This window comes from Amycolatopsis albidoflavus, assembly GCF_039525725.1.
GTDB classification, from domain to species: Bacteria; Actinomycetota; Actinomycetes; order Mycobacteriales; family Pseudonocardiaceae; genus Amycolatopsis; species Amycolatopsis albidoflava.
Map to the genome: position 1 here is coordinate 143,301 of NZ_BAAAHV010000016.1, position 15,104 is coordinate 158,404.

Annotated in this window: 14 protein-coding genes; 8 read left to right on the top strand and 6 right to left on the bottom strand. The window is 70.2% G+C overall.

All coding sequences use genetic code 11. The features are described from left to right. Nucleotides 1-44 precede the first annotated feature (44 nt). Nucleotides 45-566: a M15 family metallopeptidase domain-containing protein gene (locus ABD156_RS26840; RefSeq protein WP_344279404.1), complete on the bottom strand. Its 522-nt coding sequence runs from the start codon at nt 564-566 to the stop codon at nt 45-47. Next, entirely contained in the window at nt 563-1,459 is an 897-nt protein-coding gene (gene bla, locus ABD156_RS26845; RefSeq protein ID WP_344279406.1) for a class A beta-lactamase, read from the bottom strand. The genes ABD156_RS26840 and bla overlap by 4 nt, the downstream gene beginning before the upstream one ends. A 105-nt stretch (nt 1,460-1,564) precedes the next feature. Between bla and ABD156_RS26850 the strand changes: the two genes are divergently transcribed. Then, nucleotides 1,565-2,449: a LysR family transcriptional regulator gene (locus ABD156_RS26850; RefSeq protein WP_425546115.1), complete on the top strand. Its 885-nt coding sequence runs from the start codon at nt 1,565-1,567 to the stop codon at nt 2,447-2,449. A 4-nt stretch (nt 2,450-2,453) separates the two neighbouring features. After that, nucleotides 2,454-3,359, top strand: coding sequence for a serine hydrolase (locus ABD156_RS26855; protein ID WP_344279412.1), 906 nt, complete (start codon nt 2,454-2,456; stop codon nt 3,357-3,359). A 288-nt stretch (nt 3,360-3,647) separates the two neighbouring features. Here the strand turns inward: ABD156_RS26855 and ABD156_RS26860 are convergent, their stop codons facing one another. Beyond that, complete coding sequence (locus ABD156_RS26860; RefSeq protein WP_344279415.1) at nt 3,648-4,616, bottom strand: SEFIR domain-containing protein; 969 nt, start codon at nt 4,614-4,616, stop codon at nt 3,648-3,650. A 192-nt stretch (nt 4,617-4,808) separates the two neighbouring features. On the opposite strand from ABD156_RS26860, the gene ABD156_RS26865 reads away from it, so the two are divergent. From ABD156_RS26865 to ABD156_RS26880, 4 genes are all read left to right on the top strand, one after another. Continuing rightward, on the top strand, nt 4,809-5,384 hold the full coding sequence (locus ABD156_RS26865; RefSeq protein WP_344279418.1) for a TIR domain-containing protein: 576 nt from the start codon (nt 4,809-4,811) through the stop codon (nt 5,382-5,384). 4 nt (nt 5,385-5,388) lie between these two features. Continuing rightward, nucleotides 5,389-6,999 carry a KGGVGR-motif variant AAA ATPase gene (locus tag ABD156_RS26870; RefSeq protein ID WP_344279421.1) on the top strand — a complete coding sequence of 537 codons (1,611 nt, stop codon included), beginning with the start codon at nt 5,389-5,391 and terminating at the stop codon, nt 6,997-6,999. A 69-nt stretch (nt 7,000-7,068) separates the two neighbouring features. Then, nucleotides 7,069-7,695: a hypothetical protein gene (locus tag ABD156_RS26875; RefSeq protein ID WP_344279424.1), complete on the top strand. Its 627-nt coding sequence runs from the start codon at nt 7,069-7,071 to the stop codon at nt 7,693-7,695. Then, nucleotides 7,692-10,961 (top strand): ATP-binding protein, encoded by a 3,270-nt coding sequence (locus tag ABD156_RS26880; RefSeq protein WP_344279427.1) that lies wholly within the window; start codon nt 7,692-7,694, stop codon nt 10,959-10,961. The genes ABD156_RS26875 and ABD156_RS26880 overlap by 4 nt, the downstream gene beginning before the upstream one ends. A gap of 50 nt (nt 10,962-11,011) precedes the next feature. Here ABD156_RS26880 and ABD156_RS26885 read toward each other — a convergent pair whose 3' ends face one another. Next, nucleotides 11,012-11,719: a S1 family peptidase gene (locus tag ABD156_RS26885; RefSeq protein WP_344279430.1), complete on the bottom strand. Its 708-nt coding sequence runs from the start codon at nt 11,717-11,719 to the stop codon at nt 11,012-11,014. 260 nt (nt 11,720-11,979) lie between these two features. On the opposite strand from ABD156_RS26885, the gene ABD156_RS26890 reads away from it, so the two are divergent. Next, nucleotides 11,980-12,396 carry an STAS domain-containing protein gene (locus ABD156_RS26890; RefSeq protein WP_344279432.1) on the top strand — a complete coding sequence of 139 codons (417 nt, stop codon included), beginning with the start codon at nt 11,980-11,982 and terminating at the stop codon, nt 12,394-12,396. A 115-nt stretch (nt 12,397-12,511) separates the two neighbouring features. Here ABD156_RS26890 and shbA read toward each other — a convergent pair whose 3' ends face one another. Together shbA and ABD156_RS26900 are read right to left on the bottom strand one after the other, a co-directional pair. Then, nucleotides 12,512-13,162: an RNA polymerase sigma factor ShbA gene (gene shbA, locus ABD156_RS26895; protein WP_344279435.1), complete on the bottom strand. Its 651-nt coding sequence runs from the start codon at nt 13,160-13,162 to the stop codon at nt 12,512-12,514. Nucleotides 13,163-13,450: 288 nt separating this feature from the next. Then, nucleotides 13,451-14,410: a hypothetical protein gene (locus ABD156_RS26900; RefSeq protein WP_344279438.1), complete on the bottom strand. Its 960-nt coding sequence runs from the start codon at nt 14,408-14,410 to the stop codon at nt 13,451-13,453. A 515-nt stretch (nt 14,411-14,925) separates the two neighbouring features. Here ABD156_RS26900 and ABD156_RS26905 point away from each other — a divergent pair. Continuing rightward, on the top strand, nt 14,926-15,069 hold the full coding sequence (locus ABD156_RS26905; protein WP_344279441.1) for a hypothetical protein: 144 nt from the start codon (nt 14,926-14,928) through the stop codon (nt 15,067-15,069). Nucleotides 15,070-15,104 lie beyond the last annotated feature (35 nt).

Genomic DNA, 15,104 nt, shown 5'->3' on the forward strand with positions numbered 1-15,104 from the left:
GTCACATATCCGTGACGTTCGGGTCCACTGTGGACTATTCAGTCTCAGCTGGCGGCGCGGGTCGTCGCGTAACCGGGGTGCGGCAGCCGTTGCGGGCGGCCGTTCGGGTGGTACTCGAAGTGCCACCATTCGTTGTCGTACACGCGATACAGGCCGAACCGTCCACCGTGGACTTCGAGCCACTGCGCGCCTTCGTAAGGCCGCACGTCGAGCGCGACGCCTTGCACGTGCTGCGATTGCGCGGGCGGGAGCGTGAGGTGCAGGGCGAGTTCGTGCGAACCGGCGCGCTGCACTTCGGCGTGGAACAGGTCGGCCTGTGTGGCGGCGTCGCGGTGGCCGGACGTCAGGCCGAGCAGGATTCCGTGCTGCCACAAGGCTTCGGTGCGCGCCGCGGTGAACGCGGCGTGCGTGCCGGGCGTGAGCCCGGCGAGGTTTTCGGCCGGATAGCGGGCCCCCAGCGCCCACTGGCATGCGACGTGCCGCGCCCGGCCCCGCGCGACCACCCACGCGACGGGCACGAAAAGCACCGCGAGCACGTGGGTGATCACTCGGTAGATTCCGGTCACTGCAACGCCTTCACGACCGCGGCAGCGGCCTGCGCGATCAGTTTGTCGTCGGACTTCGCGTCCTTCCGCGGGCGGTCGGACAGTACGGCGAGCACGATCGGAGCCCGGTTCGGCGGCCATACCACGGCGATGTCGTTGCGCGTGGCGTAATCGGCGGATCCGGTCTTGTCCGCGACCTGCCAGTCCGCGGGCACGCCGGCGCGGATCACGTTCGCGCCGGTGGTGTTGGCGCGCATGATCTTGGTGAGCACGGCCTGCTTGTCCGCCGGGAGTCCCGAGTCGAGCGCGACGGCGCGCAGGTCCTTGGCCCAGACTCGCGGGGTGGTCGTGTCCCGGACGTCGCCAGGGCTCGTCTCGTTGAGAGCGGGCTCGATGCGGTCCACGTGGGTGACCGTATCGCCCAGCCCGCGGACCTCCGCGGCCAGCCCGGCGGGACCGCCGATTTCGCGGAACATGAGGTTATCCGCAGTGTTGTCGCTGTAACGCAGCGCAGCGTCGAGGACGCTCAGTAACGACATTTGCTCCCCGATGTGCTTCTCCGTAATCGGAGAGTTGGGCACGAGATCGCTTTGCCGAATCGTGACCGTCCGGGTCAGATCGTCCCCGCGGTGCAGGATGGCTGCCGCGTTGAACACCTTGTGCGTTGATGCGTAGGCGAAGCGGTCGTCGGCGTGATAGGCGACCTCGCGGCCGTCGCCGGTGTCGATCGCGTAGACGCCGAGCCGGGCGTCGAAAGCCTTTTCCAGCGCGGCGAAATCCGGCTGGACGACGGTTTTGGCCGCGACCGGCGCGGCGGACTGTGTCGCGCTCGCCGGGGATTCCGGTGTTGCTGGTGTGGCGCATGAGGCTAGCGCGACCAATGCGAACGTGGCCAGGGTCAGCCTGCGGAACACGGGGTTCTCCCTCCGAAGTCGATCAACTCCCCAGCAGCGTGCCCTCGGCCGGTTCATGCGGGCCAAGACACTTTTGTGCGAGATGATGCGAATCTGGCATAAGCTCTGGTCGTGGACTTGGTCGGCAGCTGCAAAGCGTTCGTGAGCGTGACCGAAGCGGGGAGCTTCACCGGCGGGGCGGCGGTCGCGCAGATCCCGCAGCCGGTGGCGAGCCGCCGGATCGCCGCGCTCGAACGGCACCTGGGGGAGCGGCTGTTCGACCGGTCCACGCGGCGTGCGCAGCTCACGCCCTTCGGGCGGGACTTGCTTCCGTCGGCGCAACGCCTGGTCCGCCTCGCCGAGGCGATGGAACACGACGCTCAGCGCGCGCGTCGGCGGCCGTTGCGATTGGCGGTCCCGGACACGTCGACCACTCGCGACCTCGCCGAGCTCGAGGCGCAGGCGCGGACGGTCGAGGTGTTCCTGGAGTTTCGCGTCGCCGGGCCGGCTGAGCGGGCGGAGCTGGTGCGGACGCAGGAAGTGCGGGCCGCGCTCGTCGCGGTGCCGCCGGAGGACGGCGTGTGGACGGTGCCGCTCGGGCTGGCCGGCGAGGCGGAGCCGGACGAAGCCGTGGTGTACCTGGAAACCCTGCGCGCGGGCCGGGCGGCCGGTGCGCGCCGCCGGGTGTGGGTGCAGCCGGAGGACGACGTGCCGCACGTTCGCGACCGGGTGTTCCGCGCGCGGGACGCGGCCGGGCTGCTGCCCGCGCAGGTCGAGGTCGCCGGGACGCTCACGACGGCCGCTGCGAGCGTGATCGGGTCGGCGGATCTGCTGCTGTGCTCGGCGGATCAGGCGCGGGAACTGGGATTGGCGTGGCGTCCGGCGGGCGGCGTCCGGCTCGCGCGCGGGTACGACGTGGCGGCCGGGCTGGGCGACGACGTCGGCCGGGTGCGGACGCCGCTGCGCGCCGCGATCGCCCGCTGTCTCGGCGCGAGCCTTGCGGCAGACTGACGCGGTGAACACTGAGGCGCTGCTGGCGCGGCTGCGGGACGAACTCGACGAAGGCGGGCTGCGCGGCTCGTTCCTCGTCCGGGACCTCGGGTCCGGCCGCGAGATCGGGATCGAGCCCGACCTGGAGTTCGCGACCGCGTCGCTGGTCAAGGTCCCGCTCGTGGCGGTGACCCAGGACCGGATCCGGCGCGGCGAACTGGACGGCGCGCGGCAGGTGGAGATCGAACCCGACCGCATCGACACCGCGGGGCCGACCGGGCTGTCGCGCTTCCGCCATCCGGCGCGGGTCGCGGTGGCTGACCTGATGTACCTGGCTTCCTCGATCAGCGACAGCGCGGCGGCCGACGAACTGTTCGCTCTCACCTCGCCCGCGGAGGTCACGCGGACGGTGCGCGACTGGGGCATCGCCGGCATCTCGGTGCGGCATTCGGTACGGGAGCTGAGCGATACGCCGGTGGAACGATTCGCCGCGGCCGACGTGCATCTGGCGCACTCGCTCGCGATCGGCGCGGTGACCGAGGGGCAAGGGCATCCGGTGCGGCAACTGGATGTTTCGCGCGCGAGTTCGGGTTCGGCTCGCGCGTTCGCCGACCTGCTGACTGCATTGTGGACGCCGTCGAAGATCGATCCGGACGTGTCGGCACGGGTGCGGGAACTGATGGGCGACAACCTGCTGCGGCAACGGCTGGCGCCGGATTTCGCGTCGGATTCCGCGAAGTGGTCGTCGAAAACGGGGACTCTCTTGAACTTGCGGCACGAGATCGGGGTGGTGGAGCATGCGGACGGCCAGTCGTTCGCGGTCGCGGCGCTGACTGAATCCCGGGTGCCCGCGGCGATCCAGCCGGAAGCGGAGATCTTGATGGCGCGGGTCGCGCGGGCGTTGCGGGACCATTTGCGGGCTCGCGGATAAGCCGGTCCGGCCGGCTCCGCCCTCGCGGCGAATCCGGCCGGCTCCGCCTCAGGCCAGGCCCAGCAGCGTGAGGATGAGAACGATTCCGTGCGTCTGCATTTCCGCGCACCTCCCTCCCGGATCCAGGCACGGAAAATCCCGGCCGCGAAACAGCGTGAATTCGCGGTTTTCCGGTTTTCCGTGATTCTCGGCGACCCGCCCGGAACGAGCGGCGTGCACCCAGAATGCGATCCGGGAGCGAGGGCGGACAAGGGGTTTCCTGTTTCCTCGGAAGCAGGAAACACCAGTTCAGCGCAGGGTCGGATTCCCCCAGGCGAGTGCCGCGGGGCGCGTGGTCCCGGCGGCCGGTCCCGTCGGCGAGACCCCCGCGGCGGGGCGGCGGATCTCCAGGCGCAGCCGCCGGACGCCGGTGACGTCGAGTTCGGTGTGGCGCGGGCTGCCGAAAGCGGAATGGTCGAGGTGGCGGATTTCCCCGTCGAGCCGAATGCAGAACAGGCCGGTCTGGAAAGCCGAGTCTTCGGCGTCGTCGAGCACGCCGGCGACCGCGGTGAAATGCGCGTACGCGCCGCCGAGGTCGATTTCCGCGAACGCCCACGCTCCGGAAGTCGGTCCGGAGGTGCGGAAAACGACGCTGTGCTCGTAACTGATCCCGTCGATCCGCGCTGAGCCGGCCGTGATGTCCGCGCTCTTCTCGTGCCACGGCAGTCCGGTCGCCAGCACCGGTGCGGCCGCGGAATCCGGTGCGCCGCGCCAGATCCCGCGTACCGGGCGTTCGTTCTGGCTGCGTCCGGTGATCGCGGAGATCAGCCCGGCGACGCCGTCGTCGGTGAATTCCGAGACCCGGTAATGCGTGGTGGAATACGGGGTGAGAAACGCCGGGATGTCTTCGACGGAAGCGCCCGGCAGCACCACCGGCAGGATGCGGCTGGTCTCCCGCTCCAGGTCGCGGGTGAGCGCGTCGCGCATGATCCGCGCCTCGAACTGGGAGCCGCGGCCCTCGTCGAAGGGCGCCTCGCCGTCCGCGCGCCGCCGGTAGTTCGGGGAGGCGACCACCAGCACGAAATCGGCGGCGCGGATGTTCCGGATCGCCCAGGCCGACCAGTCGAGCCGGGAGGAGTCGTCCCATTGGTCCAGCCGGACGTCGAGGCCGATCCGGGCGCGGAGGAAGGTGGCGAAGGTCCCGACCTGCCGGTAGTGCTCGGCGGCGGTGTCGTGGGCGTAGCTGATGAAGATCCGGGGTGCGGCGGGGGCGGACATCGGGCTCCTCGAATTCCGGCGGCGGCGACCGGTCCAGTTTCGGTCCCGGTTCCGGACCCGGCGGGCGAGCGCGGGTTTTCGGCCACAAAGTGTCCAGAATCTGTCCCTTGTCGAGGCGGCCGCCAAAGGTATCGTCGGGGGCCGAGAGGTCGGATCGCCAGGACGCGGGAATCGACGGGGAGCGCTGCCCAGGTGTACCACTACGACGTTTTCATCAGTTATCTGCGGACCGCGGATCCGATCGCCCGGTGGGTGCGCAACCATTTCCAGCCGCGGCTGCGCGAACTGCTCGACGGAAACCTCGACCGGGAGGTCCGGGTGTTCTTCGACGGTGCGGTCCGGGTCGGCGACCGCTGGCCGGACGAGCTGCGCAACGCGTTGCAGCGCACCAGGATTCTCGTCCCGGTCGCGTCGGGGCAGTACTTCTACAACGAATGGTGCCTCGCCGAATGGGCGTCGATGGCGCATCGGGAGAAACTCGCCGGCGGCGAACGTCCGGCGACGCTGATCTATCCGGTGATCTACGCCGATTCGAAGAATTTCCCGCCGTTCGCGCATCAACGCCGGTGGCAGAACCTGACCGACTGGAACCATCCGTACGAGCATTTCCAGGTTTCGCCCAAGTACATCGGTTTCCACGACAAAATGAACGAAATCGCCGCGGAGGTGGAGGAATTGATCAGCGCGGCTCCTCCGTGGCGGCCGGACTGGCCCGTGCTGACCCCGGCTCCGGACGACCCGCCGACCTCCCGCGTCCCGAAATTCTGAGCCGATGACCGGCACCGTGATCACGTTCTACTCGTTCAAGGGCGGCGTCGGCCGCAGTTTCGCGCTGGCCAACATCGCCGTGCTGCTCGCGCGCTGGGGCCATCGCGTGCTGTGCGTCGACTGGGACCTCGAAGCGCCCGGCCTGAGCGACTACTTCCGCCCGATGCTGGACCGCGAACCGGAGGGCGGCGTGGTCGACCTCGTGGCCGACTTCCGGGCCGGAACCGTCCGGCCGGACCGGCACATCCTCCGGCTGGCCGCGGGCGACAACTCGCCGGGCACCCTGGATTTCCTCGCCGCCGGGCGCGACAGCCTCGACTATCCCGCGCAGGTGCAGGGAATCGACTGGGAAAGCCTGTACGACGACCGCTTCGGCGCGTATCTCGAAAAGTGCCGGGAGCACTGGACCTCGAACTACGACTACGTTCTTCTCGACAGCCGCACCGGAATCTCCGACGTCGGCGGCATCTGCGCGGCGCACCTGCCGGACCGGCTCGTCGTCCTTTACACCGCGAACCGGCAAAGCGTCCGCGGCGCGGTCGACATCGCGAAACGGGCCAACGTCGCCCGCAACGCCCTGCCGTACGACCGTCCGCAGCTGCCGGTATTGCCAGTGCTCTCGCGATTCGACACGCGCGAGGAGTACGACCGGTCGGAGAAGTGGCGGAAGTTCTGCGTCGAGGAGACCGAAAGCCTGTTCGAACCCTGGCTCGACCAGGACGTCGCGCCGGAAACGATGGCCCGGCACCTGACCCTGCCGTACGTGTCGTATTGGACCTTCGGCGAGCAGCTTCCGGTGCTGCACGAGGAAAGCCCCGGCGCGGACCAGGTCGGCTTCGCGCTCGAAACGGTCGCCGCGGTGATCGCGCATTCCTTTGACCGCACCGAGTTGCTGGAGGAAAACCGCGACGCGTACGTGGCCGCGGTGCGCCCGCAGAAGGAGGATTTCGCCTACGACATCCAGGTGAGCATGCCGCGCTCGAACCTGACGGCGTCCCGGGCGGTGGCGGAAGAACTCGAGAAACTCGGGGTCCAGGTAGGGAAATCGCTGTCCGGAGACCGGTCGCGGCTCGGCCGGGCGGAGAGCGAGGCACAGCACCTGTGCCTGGTGATCGACGGCAAGGCGAGCCGCTGGCAATCCGCGGAGGCGGAACTGTTCCTGCACCGCACGCTGGGCCACGACCGCAAGCTGATCCTGGTGCTCACCGAGGGCACCGACCCCCGCGACCTGTCCGGCTATCTCGGCAGCGTGCGGTACCTGCGACTCGGCCCGGCGACCGGACCGGCGAAGGTCGCGCGCAGCCTCGCCGACGAGATCGGCGCGGGCCGCACACTGGTCGACACCGGCCAGTCCGATTTGGTTTCCCTTCTGCGGCAAGCGGTGCACGCCCGGCTGCGGCCGGGACTGTGGGACGTCGTCGACGATCTCGCCGGCGAAATGCCGGCCGCGGTCGGAGCCGGGGACAGCGTGCGCGCGCAGGAACTCGGCGCGGACCTCGCGGTGCTGCTGCGCCCGCGCCGCGACGACGACGGCGCGGTGCCGCCGCCGCAACGGGTCCGCAACACCCTGGCGTGGGCCCAGCGAGTGCTCGACGTGCGGGTGACCGGCAGCTAGCCGCACCCGCGCGACCCCAGAACGCCCCGGCCGCGCCCGCGGCCGGGATGCCCCGAGGAAGGACGGCGGATGCACGAAAGACTGAGCCACAAGCAGTCCGCGGCGATGATCGCGCTGATGGTGCACGGCCGGGAGATGTCGAACCCGGAGCTGCGCAGGGATGCGGGCTTCGCGCTCGACGGAAGGGACCGGCTCAAGCTCAACGAACGCTACGTCAGCAGCAGGAAATCCGGCCGCGCGTTCGTGCACCAGCTCACCGACGACGGCTGGGAATGGTGCGAGGAGGAACTGGGCGCGCTGTCCCCGCCGCAACCGGTGCGGAGCACGCTGACCGTGGTGGCTTACCGGGCGCTGCACGGGTTTTTCGAGTATCTGCGGTTGCACCGGGTCTCGTTGAAGGAGGTGTTCGCGGGCAGCGATGCCCCGCAGGCGGCGGACTTGGAAGAACTGATCCGGACGGCGTACCGGAAACTCGCCCGCTCGCCCCGGGACTGGGTCGGCCTGGCGGATCTGCGGCCGCTGCTGGGCGACGCGGCGGTCGCCGAGGTCGACGCGGTGCTCAAGCAGCTCAGCCGTACCGGGCAGGCGCATCTGGTGCCCGAGTCCAACCGCAAGGCCCTGACCGCCGAGGACAAGGAGGCGGCCGTGCGCATCGGCGGTGAGGACAATCATCTGCTCTCCATCGAGGCGTCATGATCGAACATCTAGCGGTTTTGGCCACGCTGCGCTTCGACTGGGCGGACACGCCTGACCACGTGTGGCGGGATTCGCCGTACCACGTCGACGGGCTGCATCCCGACGTGATGGCCGCGATCGACGTCGGCATCCGCGACGCCGCGGCGAGCGACGGGCCGAGCCCGATCGGACTGGTCATGCAGGGCATGAAGGGGGTCGGCAAAACCCACCTGCTCGGCATGGTCCGGCGAGCGGCGCACCGGGCGGGCGGCTACTTCTTCCTCGACGATCTCACCGCGGGCGACGCGTTCTGGGAGGACACCGCCGACGCGCTGCGGCGAGGCCTGCTGCGCTCGGACGACTCGGGGGAGCCGCAGGTGCGCAGCTTCGTGCGCCGGGTGTGCGAACGCGGCGACGTGCCGTGGGAAAGCACGTCGGCGCTGGTCAGCGGACGCGGACTGAGCCGGTCGCACGTCGACGCGTTCCTGATGGGACTGCGGAAACTGGACCGGCAGGTCGCGGTCGAATGCGCGGACACCGCCCGCGCGCTGGTGCTGTACGCCGCCGAAGACCTGACGCAGAACGAGGTCGGCGACGATTACCTCGGCCGCTTCGAGGAATCGAAATCCGGGGCCCGGCGCAAGTGGGGGATCAGGGCGAAGCCGAAGTCCGCCTCGGACCAGGTGCACGACATCACCCGGCTGCTCGCGCTCACCGGGCCGGTCGTGATCGGCGTCGACCAGCTCGACACGTTGCTGGCCGTTTCCGATCTGCAGGCGAAGGAGGTCGGCCGTCGCGAGGACAACAACCTGCTCGTCGCCCAGATCGCCGACGGGCTGATGGAACTGCGCGAGATCACCCGGCGAACCCTCACTGTGCTCGCCTGCCTGCCCGCGACCTGGCAGCAGATCAAGGGGAAAGCCGCGGACACGGTGCCCGACCGGTTCCGGGAAACGCTCACGCTCGGCCGGGTGCTGGACGCCGAGGTAGGCAGGCAGCTGGTGGAACGGCGGCTGGGATTCGCTTACGCGGCAATGGATTTCACCCCGCCGCACCAAACCTGGCCAGTGGCGGCCTCGGCCTTCGACGGGCCGTGGGAGGAGAACACGCCGCGGGAGATCCTGAAGCGGATCGGCGCGCACATCGACGCCTGCGTGCGCGCGGAACGCGTGCAGGAACTGACGACGTTCAATCCGGACACGCCCTCGGTGCTGCCCGCGCGCCCGGAACCGAAACCCGACCGCTTCGCCGAACTCGACGACTGGTTCGACCAGCTCCGCGCGGACGCGGATCCGTCGGCGCTGCTCGACCACAAGGTCGAGGACGAGGTGATGCCCCGGCTGCTGTCGGCCGCGCTGCGCGGCTGGATCACCGAGGTCGGCGACGACGAGATGGAGTGGGACACCCGCGTCAGCGAGGACGAACTCCACGCCTGGCTCACCCACACCCTCGACGAGGCCTCGGATCTCGAAGAACACTGGGCGTTCCGCGCGATCTCGGCGAAGAACCCGATCGCCGTGCTGAGCCGCTTCCGGAAGGCCCGGTCGGCGGCGGGATTGCGGGCGGGCGCGGGCAACCGGCATCTGGTGCTGATCCGGAACTCCTCGTGGTCCAAAGGAGAAAAAACCCAGGCCGAGCTGCGAGCGTTCGAAGCCGCCGGAGGGAAGCGGCTCAAGATGTCCGAAGCGGACGTCCGGACCTTCTGGGCGCTGGACGAGATGTTCGTCAAGGGCGGCCCGGACGTCCACGAGTGGCTCATCGACCGCAGGCCCGCCCGGCGTTCCCAGCTGCTGTCCGGAGTTCTGCCCGACGCCGCACGTCCCGACGGCACCGGGCAGGCGACCCGAACACAGGAAGCCCCACGCCCCGCAGCTCAGCGGCCGAACCAGGCGCCCCAGCCCGCGGCCCAGCGGCCGGCAAACTCAGCACCCCAACCGTCCCTCTTCGCCCAGCATGCTCCCTCACCAGCACAAACCCCGCGATCCCACCGCACTGGCAGCGCACAGGCCCCTCGTTCGGACGGAACCCACCCGCCCCCGGACGGCACCCTCACCCTCGGCACCGAAACCGGCTCCGGCAAGCCGATTCGCATCGAGCTCTCCGCCCTCCGCAAGCACGCCGCCGTCTTCGCCGGTTCCGGGTCGGGAAAAACCGTGCTCCTGCGCCGGATCATCGAGGAATGCGCCCTTCTCGGCGTCTCGTCCATCGTGCTGGACCCCAACAACGACCTCGCCCGCCTCGGCGACGCCTGGCCGAGCCCGCCGAGCGGCTGGGGACCCGAAGACGCCCAGCTGGCCGAGCGCTACCTCGAAGGCACCGACGTCGTCGTCTGGACGCCGGGCCGCGCCACCGGGCGTCCGCTGGGGTTCGAGCCGCTGCCGGATTTCGCCGGGGTGCTCGACGACGAGGACGAATTCTCCGCAGCAGTAGAGGTGGCCGTGGCGGCCCTCGCGCCGCAAGCACGCCTCACCGGCAGCACCGCGAAGGCGGACATCGGCTTGGCCGTGCTGCGGCAGACGATCGTGCACCACGCCCGCACCGGGTCGCGAAGCCTGCCGGAGCTGATCGACATCCTCGGAGATCTTCCCGAGGGCGTCACGAATCTCAACGGCGGCCGAAAAATCGCCGCCGAAGTCGCGGAGCTGCTCAAAGCCGCGATGGTGAATGACCCGCTGTTCGCCGGAACCGGAACACCGGTGGATCCCGCCTTGCTGCTCACCCCGGCAGACGGCAAACGCGCGCGGATCTCGGTGATCAGCTTCGCCGGGTTGCCTTCCGAAGCGCAGCGGCAGAGTTTCGTGAACCAGTTGCAGATGGAGCTGTTCGCGTGGATCAAGCGGAATCCGGCAGGGGACCGGCCGCTGGGCGCGCTGTTCGTGATGGACGAGGCGCAGACGCTCGCGGCGTCGGGATCGCTCACCGCGAGCACGCGCAGCACGATCGTGCTGGCCGCGCAGGCCCGGAAGTACGGGCTGGGGCTGCTGTTCGCGACGCAGGCGCCGAAAGGCCTGCACAACCAGATCGCCGGCAACGCGATGACGCAGTTCTTCGGGCGGCTCAACAGCCCGGCGCAGATCGCCGCGGCGAACGAGATGGCGCGGGCGAAAGGGAGCCCGGTGGCGGACATCTCGCGGCTGGAGCGGGCCCAGTTCTACGTGTCCGGCGAGGCGTTCGGGTTCCGGCGGGTGTCGACGCCGCTCTGCCTGAGCCACCACCCGGCGAGCCCGCTGCGCCTCGAGGAGGTGCTCGCGCGGGCCAGGACGGGGGAGGGAAAAGGGGAGGGATGAGGAAAGCGGCCCGGACCCGGGGATCCGTCCGGGTCCGGGCCGCCTCCGGATCAGACGCCCGCGACCGACTGGATCCAGTCGCGGTACTGGGTGACGTTGATGTAGGCGGTGTAGGACTGGCGGTCGCTGGTGGAGGCGACGCCGACCTGCTTGCCGTTCGCGTACATCGGGCCGCCGGAGTCGCCGCCGGCGGTGATGCCGTCGCCGCGGTTCGCGCACACCGACACGCCGGCCGCGCCGTCCGGGCAGTTGACCGAGGTGACCGAGACGTTCGCCACCTTCAGCACCTGCGACTGGCAGTTGATCTCGGGCTGGTCGGTGCAGGTCGCGCCCCAGCCGTAGACCTGCGCGGTGTCGCCGACGTTGACGTCGCTCGCGGTGCCGAGCGGCGCGTACTCGGTCTGCACCTTCTGGTCGATCTGGACCAGCGAGATGTCGGCGTCGGGGGAGTCGTGCACCGACGTCGCGGAGACCTCGGTGCCCTGGGTCTGGTCGAGGCTGCCGACGTGGAAGGTGATCTGCTTGCCGCCCGCGCCCTGGGTGCAGTGGCGGGCGGTGAGGATCCAGTCGGGCGCGACGATCGTGGCGGAACAGAGTTCCTGGCCGCCGGCGAACATGCGGGCGGCGGAGTGCAGGGAGTCGGCGGTGCTGCCGTCGATGATGGCGGGCTGGGCGGGAGCGGCCGCGGCCGGGGAGGCCGCGGCGACGGCGGCGAAGGCCAGGCCGGACAGGACTGCGGCGGTACGCGCGATTCGCACGGGTGATCATCTCCGGTGGGTACGGGGAGTGAGCGGTCAGGTACTGACCCACCGTCGTGAATGTCGGTAAATGACGGAACCCGCCGAAGGTCGGGCTGACACAGTTCCCGACTTTCGTCGTAGGACAAGCGGAGCAGCCCCCGTTCGCGCTGTGCGGAGGCGGACTGTGAGCGCGGTCACCGTGCCCCGAGGTCCAGAATGGTGTCGGGTGGACGAGCGGGCGCGACGGGCCCCGCCTGGACAGGGAGCGCAGCACGCGGATGGAAGCCGGCTCACAGGGATCGGCACGGCTGAAGTCGTCGTACCGCTACGACGACCTCGACGTGCTCACGCTGCTGCTGGCGGGGGAACTCGACGCCGGCACCGCGCTGGTGGTGGTGCGCGCGGTGACGTTCGCGCTGGCTAAGCGCCCGATGGCGCTGGTGCTGGACCTGACCGGGCTGACCCAGCTGAGCGACGCGGGCGTCCACGTCCTGCGGGCCGCGCAGGACCGCGCGGCCGCCGAGGGCGTGGTGCTGCGGCTGCTCGCGCACCCGTCCGGAGAGGCGGGCCGCCGGCTCGCCGAAACCGGCATGACCGGGGTGTTCGACATCTATCCGGACCGCACCGCGGTCCGCGTCGAGACCGACCGGATCGCGTTCCTGCGCCGGATGAAACGGCGCCTCGACGCGGGCTGAGCCGGACCGGAGCCGGGCGTTTCGGGTCCGGCCGAAGCACCGAGGTGGCCCGAGCGGGTGAACTTCCCGGACTTTTTTCGCGAGTGGTCCATACCAGCGCGGCGATGTTGCGAGTTCACGCGAGCAGCGCTTCGGCGAGTCCCTGCTCCTGGATCGACTCGCGCAGCTTCGCGAGCGCGCGGCATTGCGTCACCCGGACGTTGCCCGGCGAGATCCCCAGCGCCTTCGCCGTTTCGGCCGACGTGAGGCCGACGACCACGCGCAGCGTCAGGATTTCCTGTTGCAGCTTCGGCATCCCGGCCAGCAGCCTGCCCAGCGACGCGCCGAGGTCGGCGGTCAGCGTGTGCGATTCCGGGCCCTCGCGCAGATCCGGGTTCTCCGGCACGTCGGACACCGGCCGCGAACGGTCCCGTGACACCGCGCGGAAAGCGTCGGCCACCTTGTTCGCCGCGATCGCGCGCACCAGGTGCAGGAACGATCCGCCGCGGTCCTCGTAGCCGGCGACCGCCTGCAGGACCGCGATGCACACTTCCTGCGCGACGTCGTCGGCCGACAGGTACGACAGGTCGCGTCCTCCGATGCGGGCCCGGCAGTAGCGCGCGATCACCGGTTTCAGCAGCGCCAGCAGTTCCGGAGCCGCGCCGGGGACGCCGTCGCGGGCCGCGCGGACCACGGTCTCCAGGCGTTCGGCGAGCCCGGACGGGCGCGGCAGCGCGGCGAGCGGGACGTAGCCTTCGACCGGTTCGGGCACGGTGGCGGTGGGCATAGGGGTCGGTCCTTTCGTACGGGCGGCCGCGGTGGTCTCGCCCGCTCGATCCGGGAGTCGGCGGCCTGGCCCCGGATGTTGCGCATGCGCAGGTGTTGTCCAGCTTCTGTCCGTTGCGCGGCAACGAGTTTCGCTTGGACCTGGACAGATCTTGGACAGCTTCGCCCCGCCGGTAGCGCGTCCGGGCGCGGCGGCGATCCCGGTGCGGTCGGAGAGTTGTCCCGATCGGGAAGGGGAATCGCGATGATCACGCACTGACCGAGGCCGCGCGGGCCCGGCCGGCGAGGTTCAGCCGGCCGGGTTCCACCGGATGCCGTAGGCGAAACCGGGCGCGAGGTGGTCGAACCGCAGGTGCACCTCGCCCGAGCCGTCCGGGCTCACCACGGCGCCGCGTGCGCCCGGATCGCGTGCGTCGTCCTGGAACACGCGGTCCAGCCGCACGATTTCGGTCGGCGGCGCGGCCGGGAAGCGCACGTGCAGGTCGAACCGGTCGACGGGATGCCGCGGCACGCACACGTAGTGCGGATGCCGGAATTCCGCGCGGAACCGCAACGCGAGGTCGTGCGTTTTCCCGCGCGGCAGCGGATCGGCCAGCTGCAGCGCGAGGCCGACCCGGTCGTTCGACTCCATCGCGCGGCGCACGAGCGTGCCGCCGTGGAAGACGTCGACGTCCAGATCGCTTTCCCGCACCGGCCCGGCGGTCGCGGACGTGGTGGTGAGCGTGAGCGCGAGGTCCAGTTCGGCGATCTCGTCGGCGTCGGCGACGATCCGGCGGAACTCGAACACCTCCGGCCGATCCTGGTCGAGGGCGAGGGACACGCGCAGCAGTTCGGTGTGCCAGCTGCCGTCGGGCGCGGGCCTCGCGCCGCCCTCGCGCGGACCGGCGAGCGCGAGGTGCGCCACGTGCTCGATCCCCTCGTCGATGCGCCGCCGGATCGTGCGGTCGTCGCGGTCCAGTTCCCGCGCCGCCCAGTGCACCCGCTCCTGGTAGAACGGCTTGCGCGCCGGTTCGTGCATCGCGAACGCGGCGAGCACGGCGATCCGGAGGTCGTCCGGGAGCGTCTTGGCCAGCGGCTCCAGCACGTGCGCGAGGCGGTCGCGGATCTCGACGTTTTCCGCGTTGTCGGGAATCCCGCACACCTCGCGCAGGACCGGGCCGACCCGAATCCCGAGCGGAGTGGTGAATACGCCGCGCCCCTTCCGGAGAACTTTCAATTCCGCGACCAAGTCCGCCGCGTTCGGTTCCACCCGTTCCTCCCTCGCGTCTCCCCGCCCGCAGCCACTGTTCCGCAATGCGGCCGGGGATGTCCAGCCTTGCCCGGCATCGGCGCACGGACTGTGACCGGAATGATTTCCCATTCCCGCGTCCGGCTGGTGCGGACGGGTTTATCCGCGCCGGAAATTCGCTCGGATGGCGCCTTCCCGAAACGGCGGGTGACTGCTCCCTATTGGCGGCGGGCGGTTCGTCCGCGCTGCTGGCGGACGGTCAGCCGGCGCGGCTTTCGATCTCGTAAGCTGCGCCCGCGGGCGCCTTGGGGCTACTGTGCTGGCTGGCTCCCGGTTCGCCGAAGCTGAATATGCCCTTTCGCCCCAGTCCCCGGCGGCCGGGCTTGCCCGGGGTAATGCGCGCCGGTGTCGCCTCTTGTTCCCCGTTCACGCGATTAAGGCGGAAACGGGAAACTCCTTCCCCGATTGCCGCGCGGTCCCGCATTCTCGGGACAAGCCGCCGATCAGGCGGGCGGAAATCCGTTGAAGGAGCTGCCGTGAAGGTCATCTGTTCGTTTTCTCTGCTGGTGCGGGCGGCGTTGTGGCTGGCCGGGGTCGCGCTGGTGTCCGGGGTCGCGCTCGGCCATCCGGGCGGGCCCGCGCCGACCGTGCCGCCGGTCTCGGCGCGGACCGCGCCGTGACGAAACCACGGCCCGGCGTCTGCCGGATCGTCATA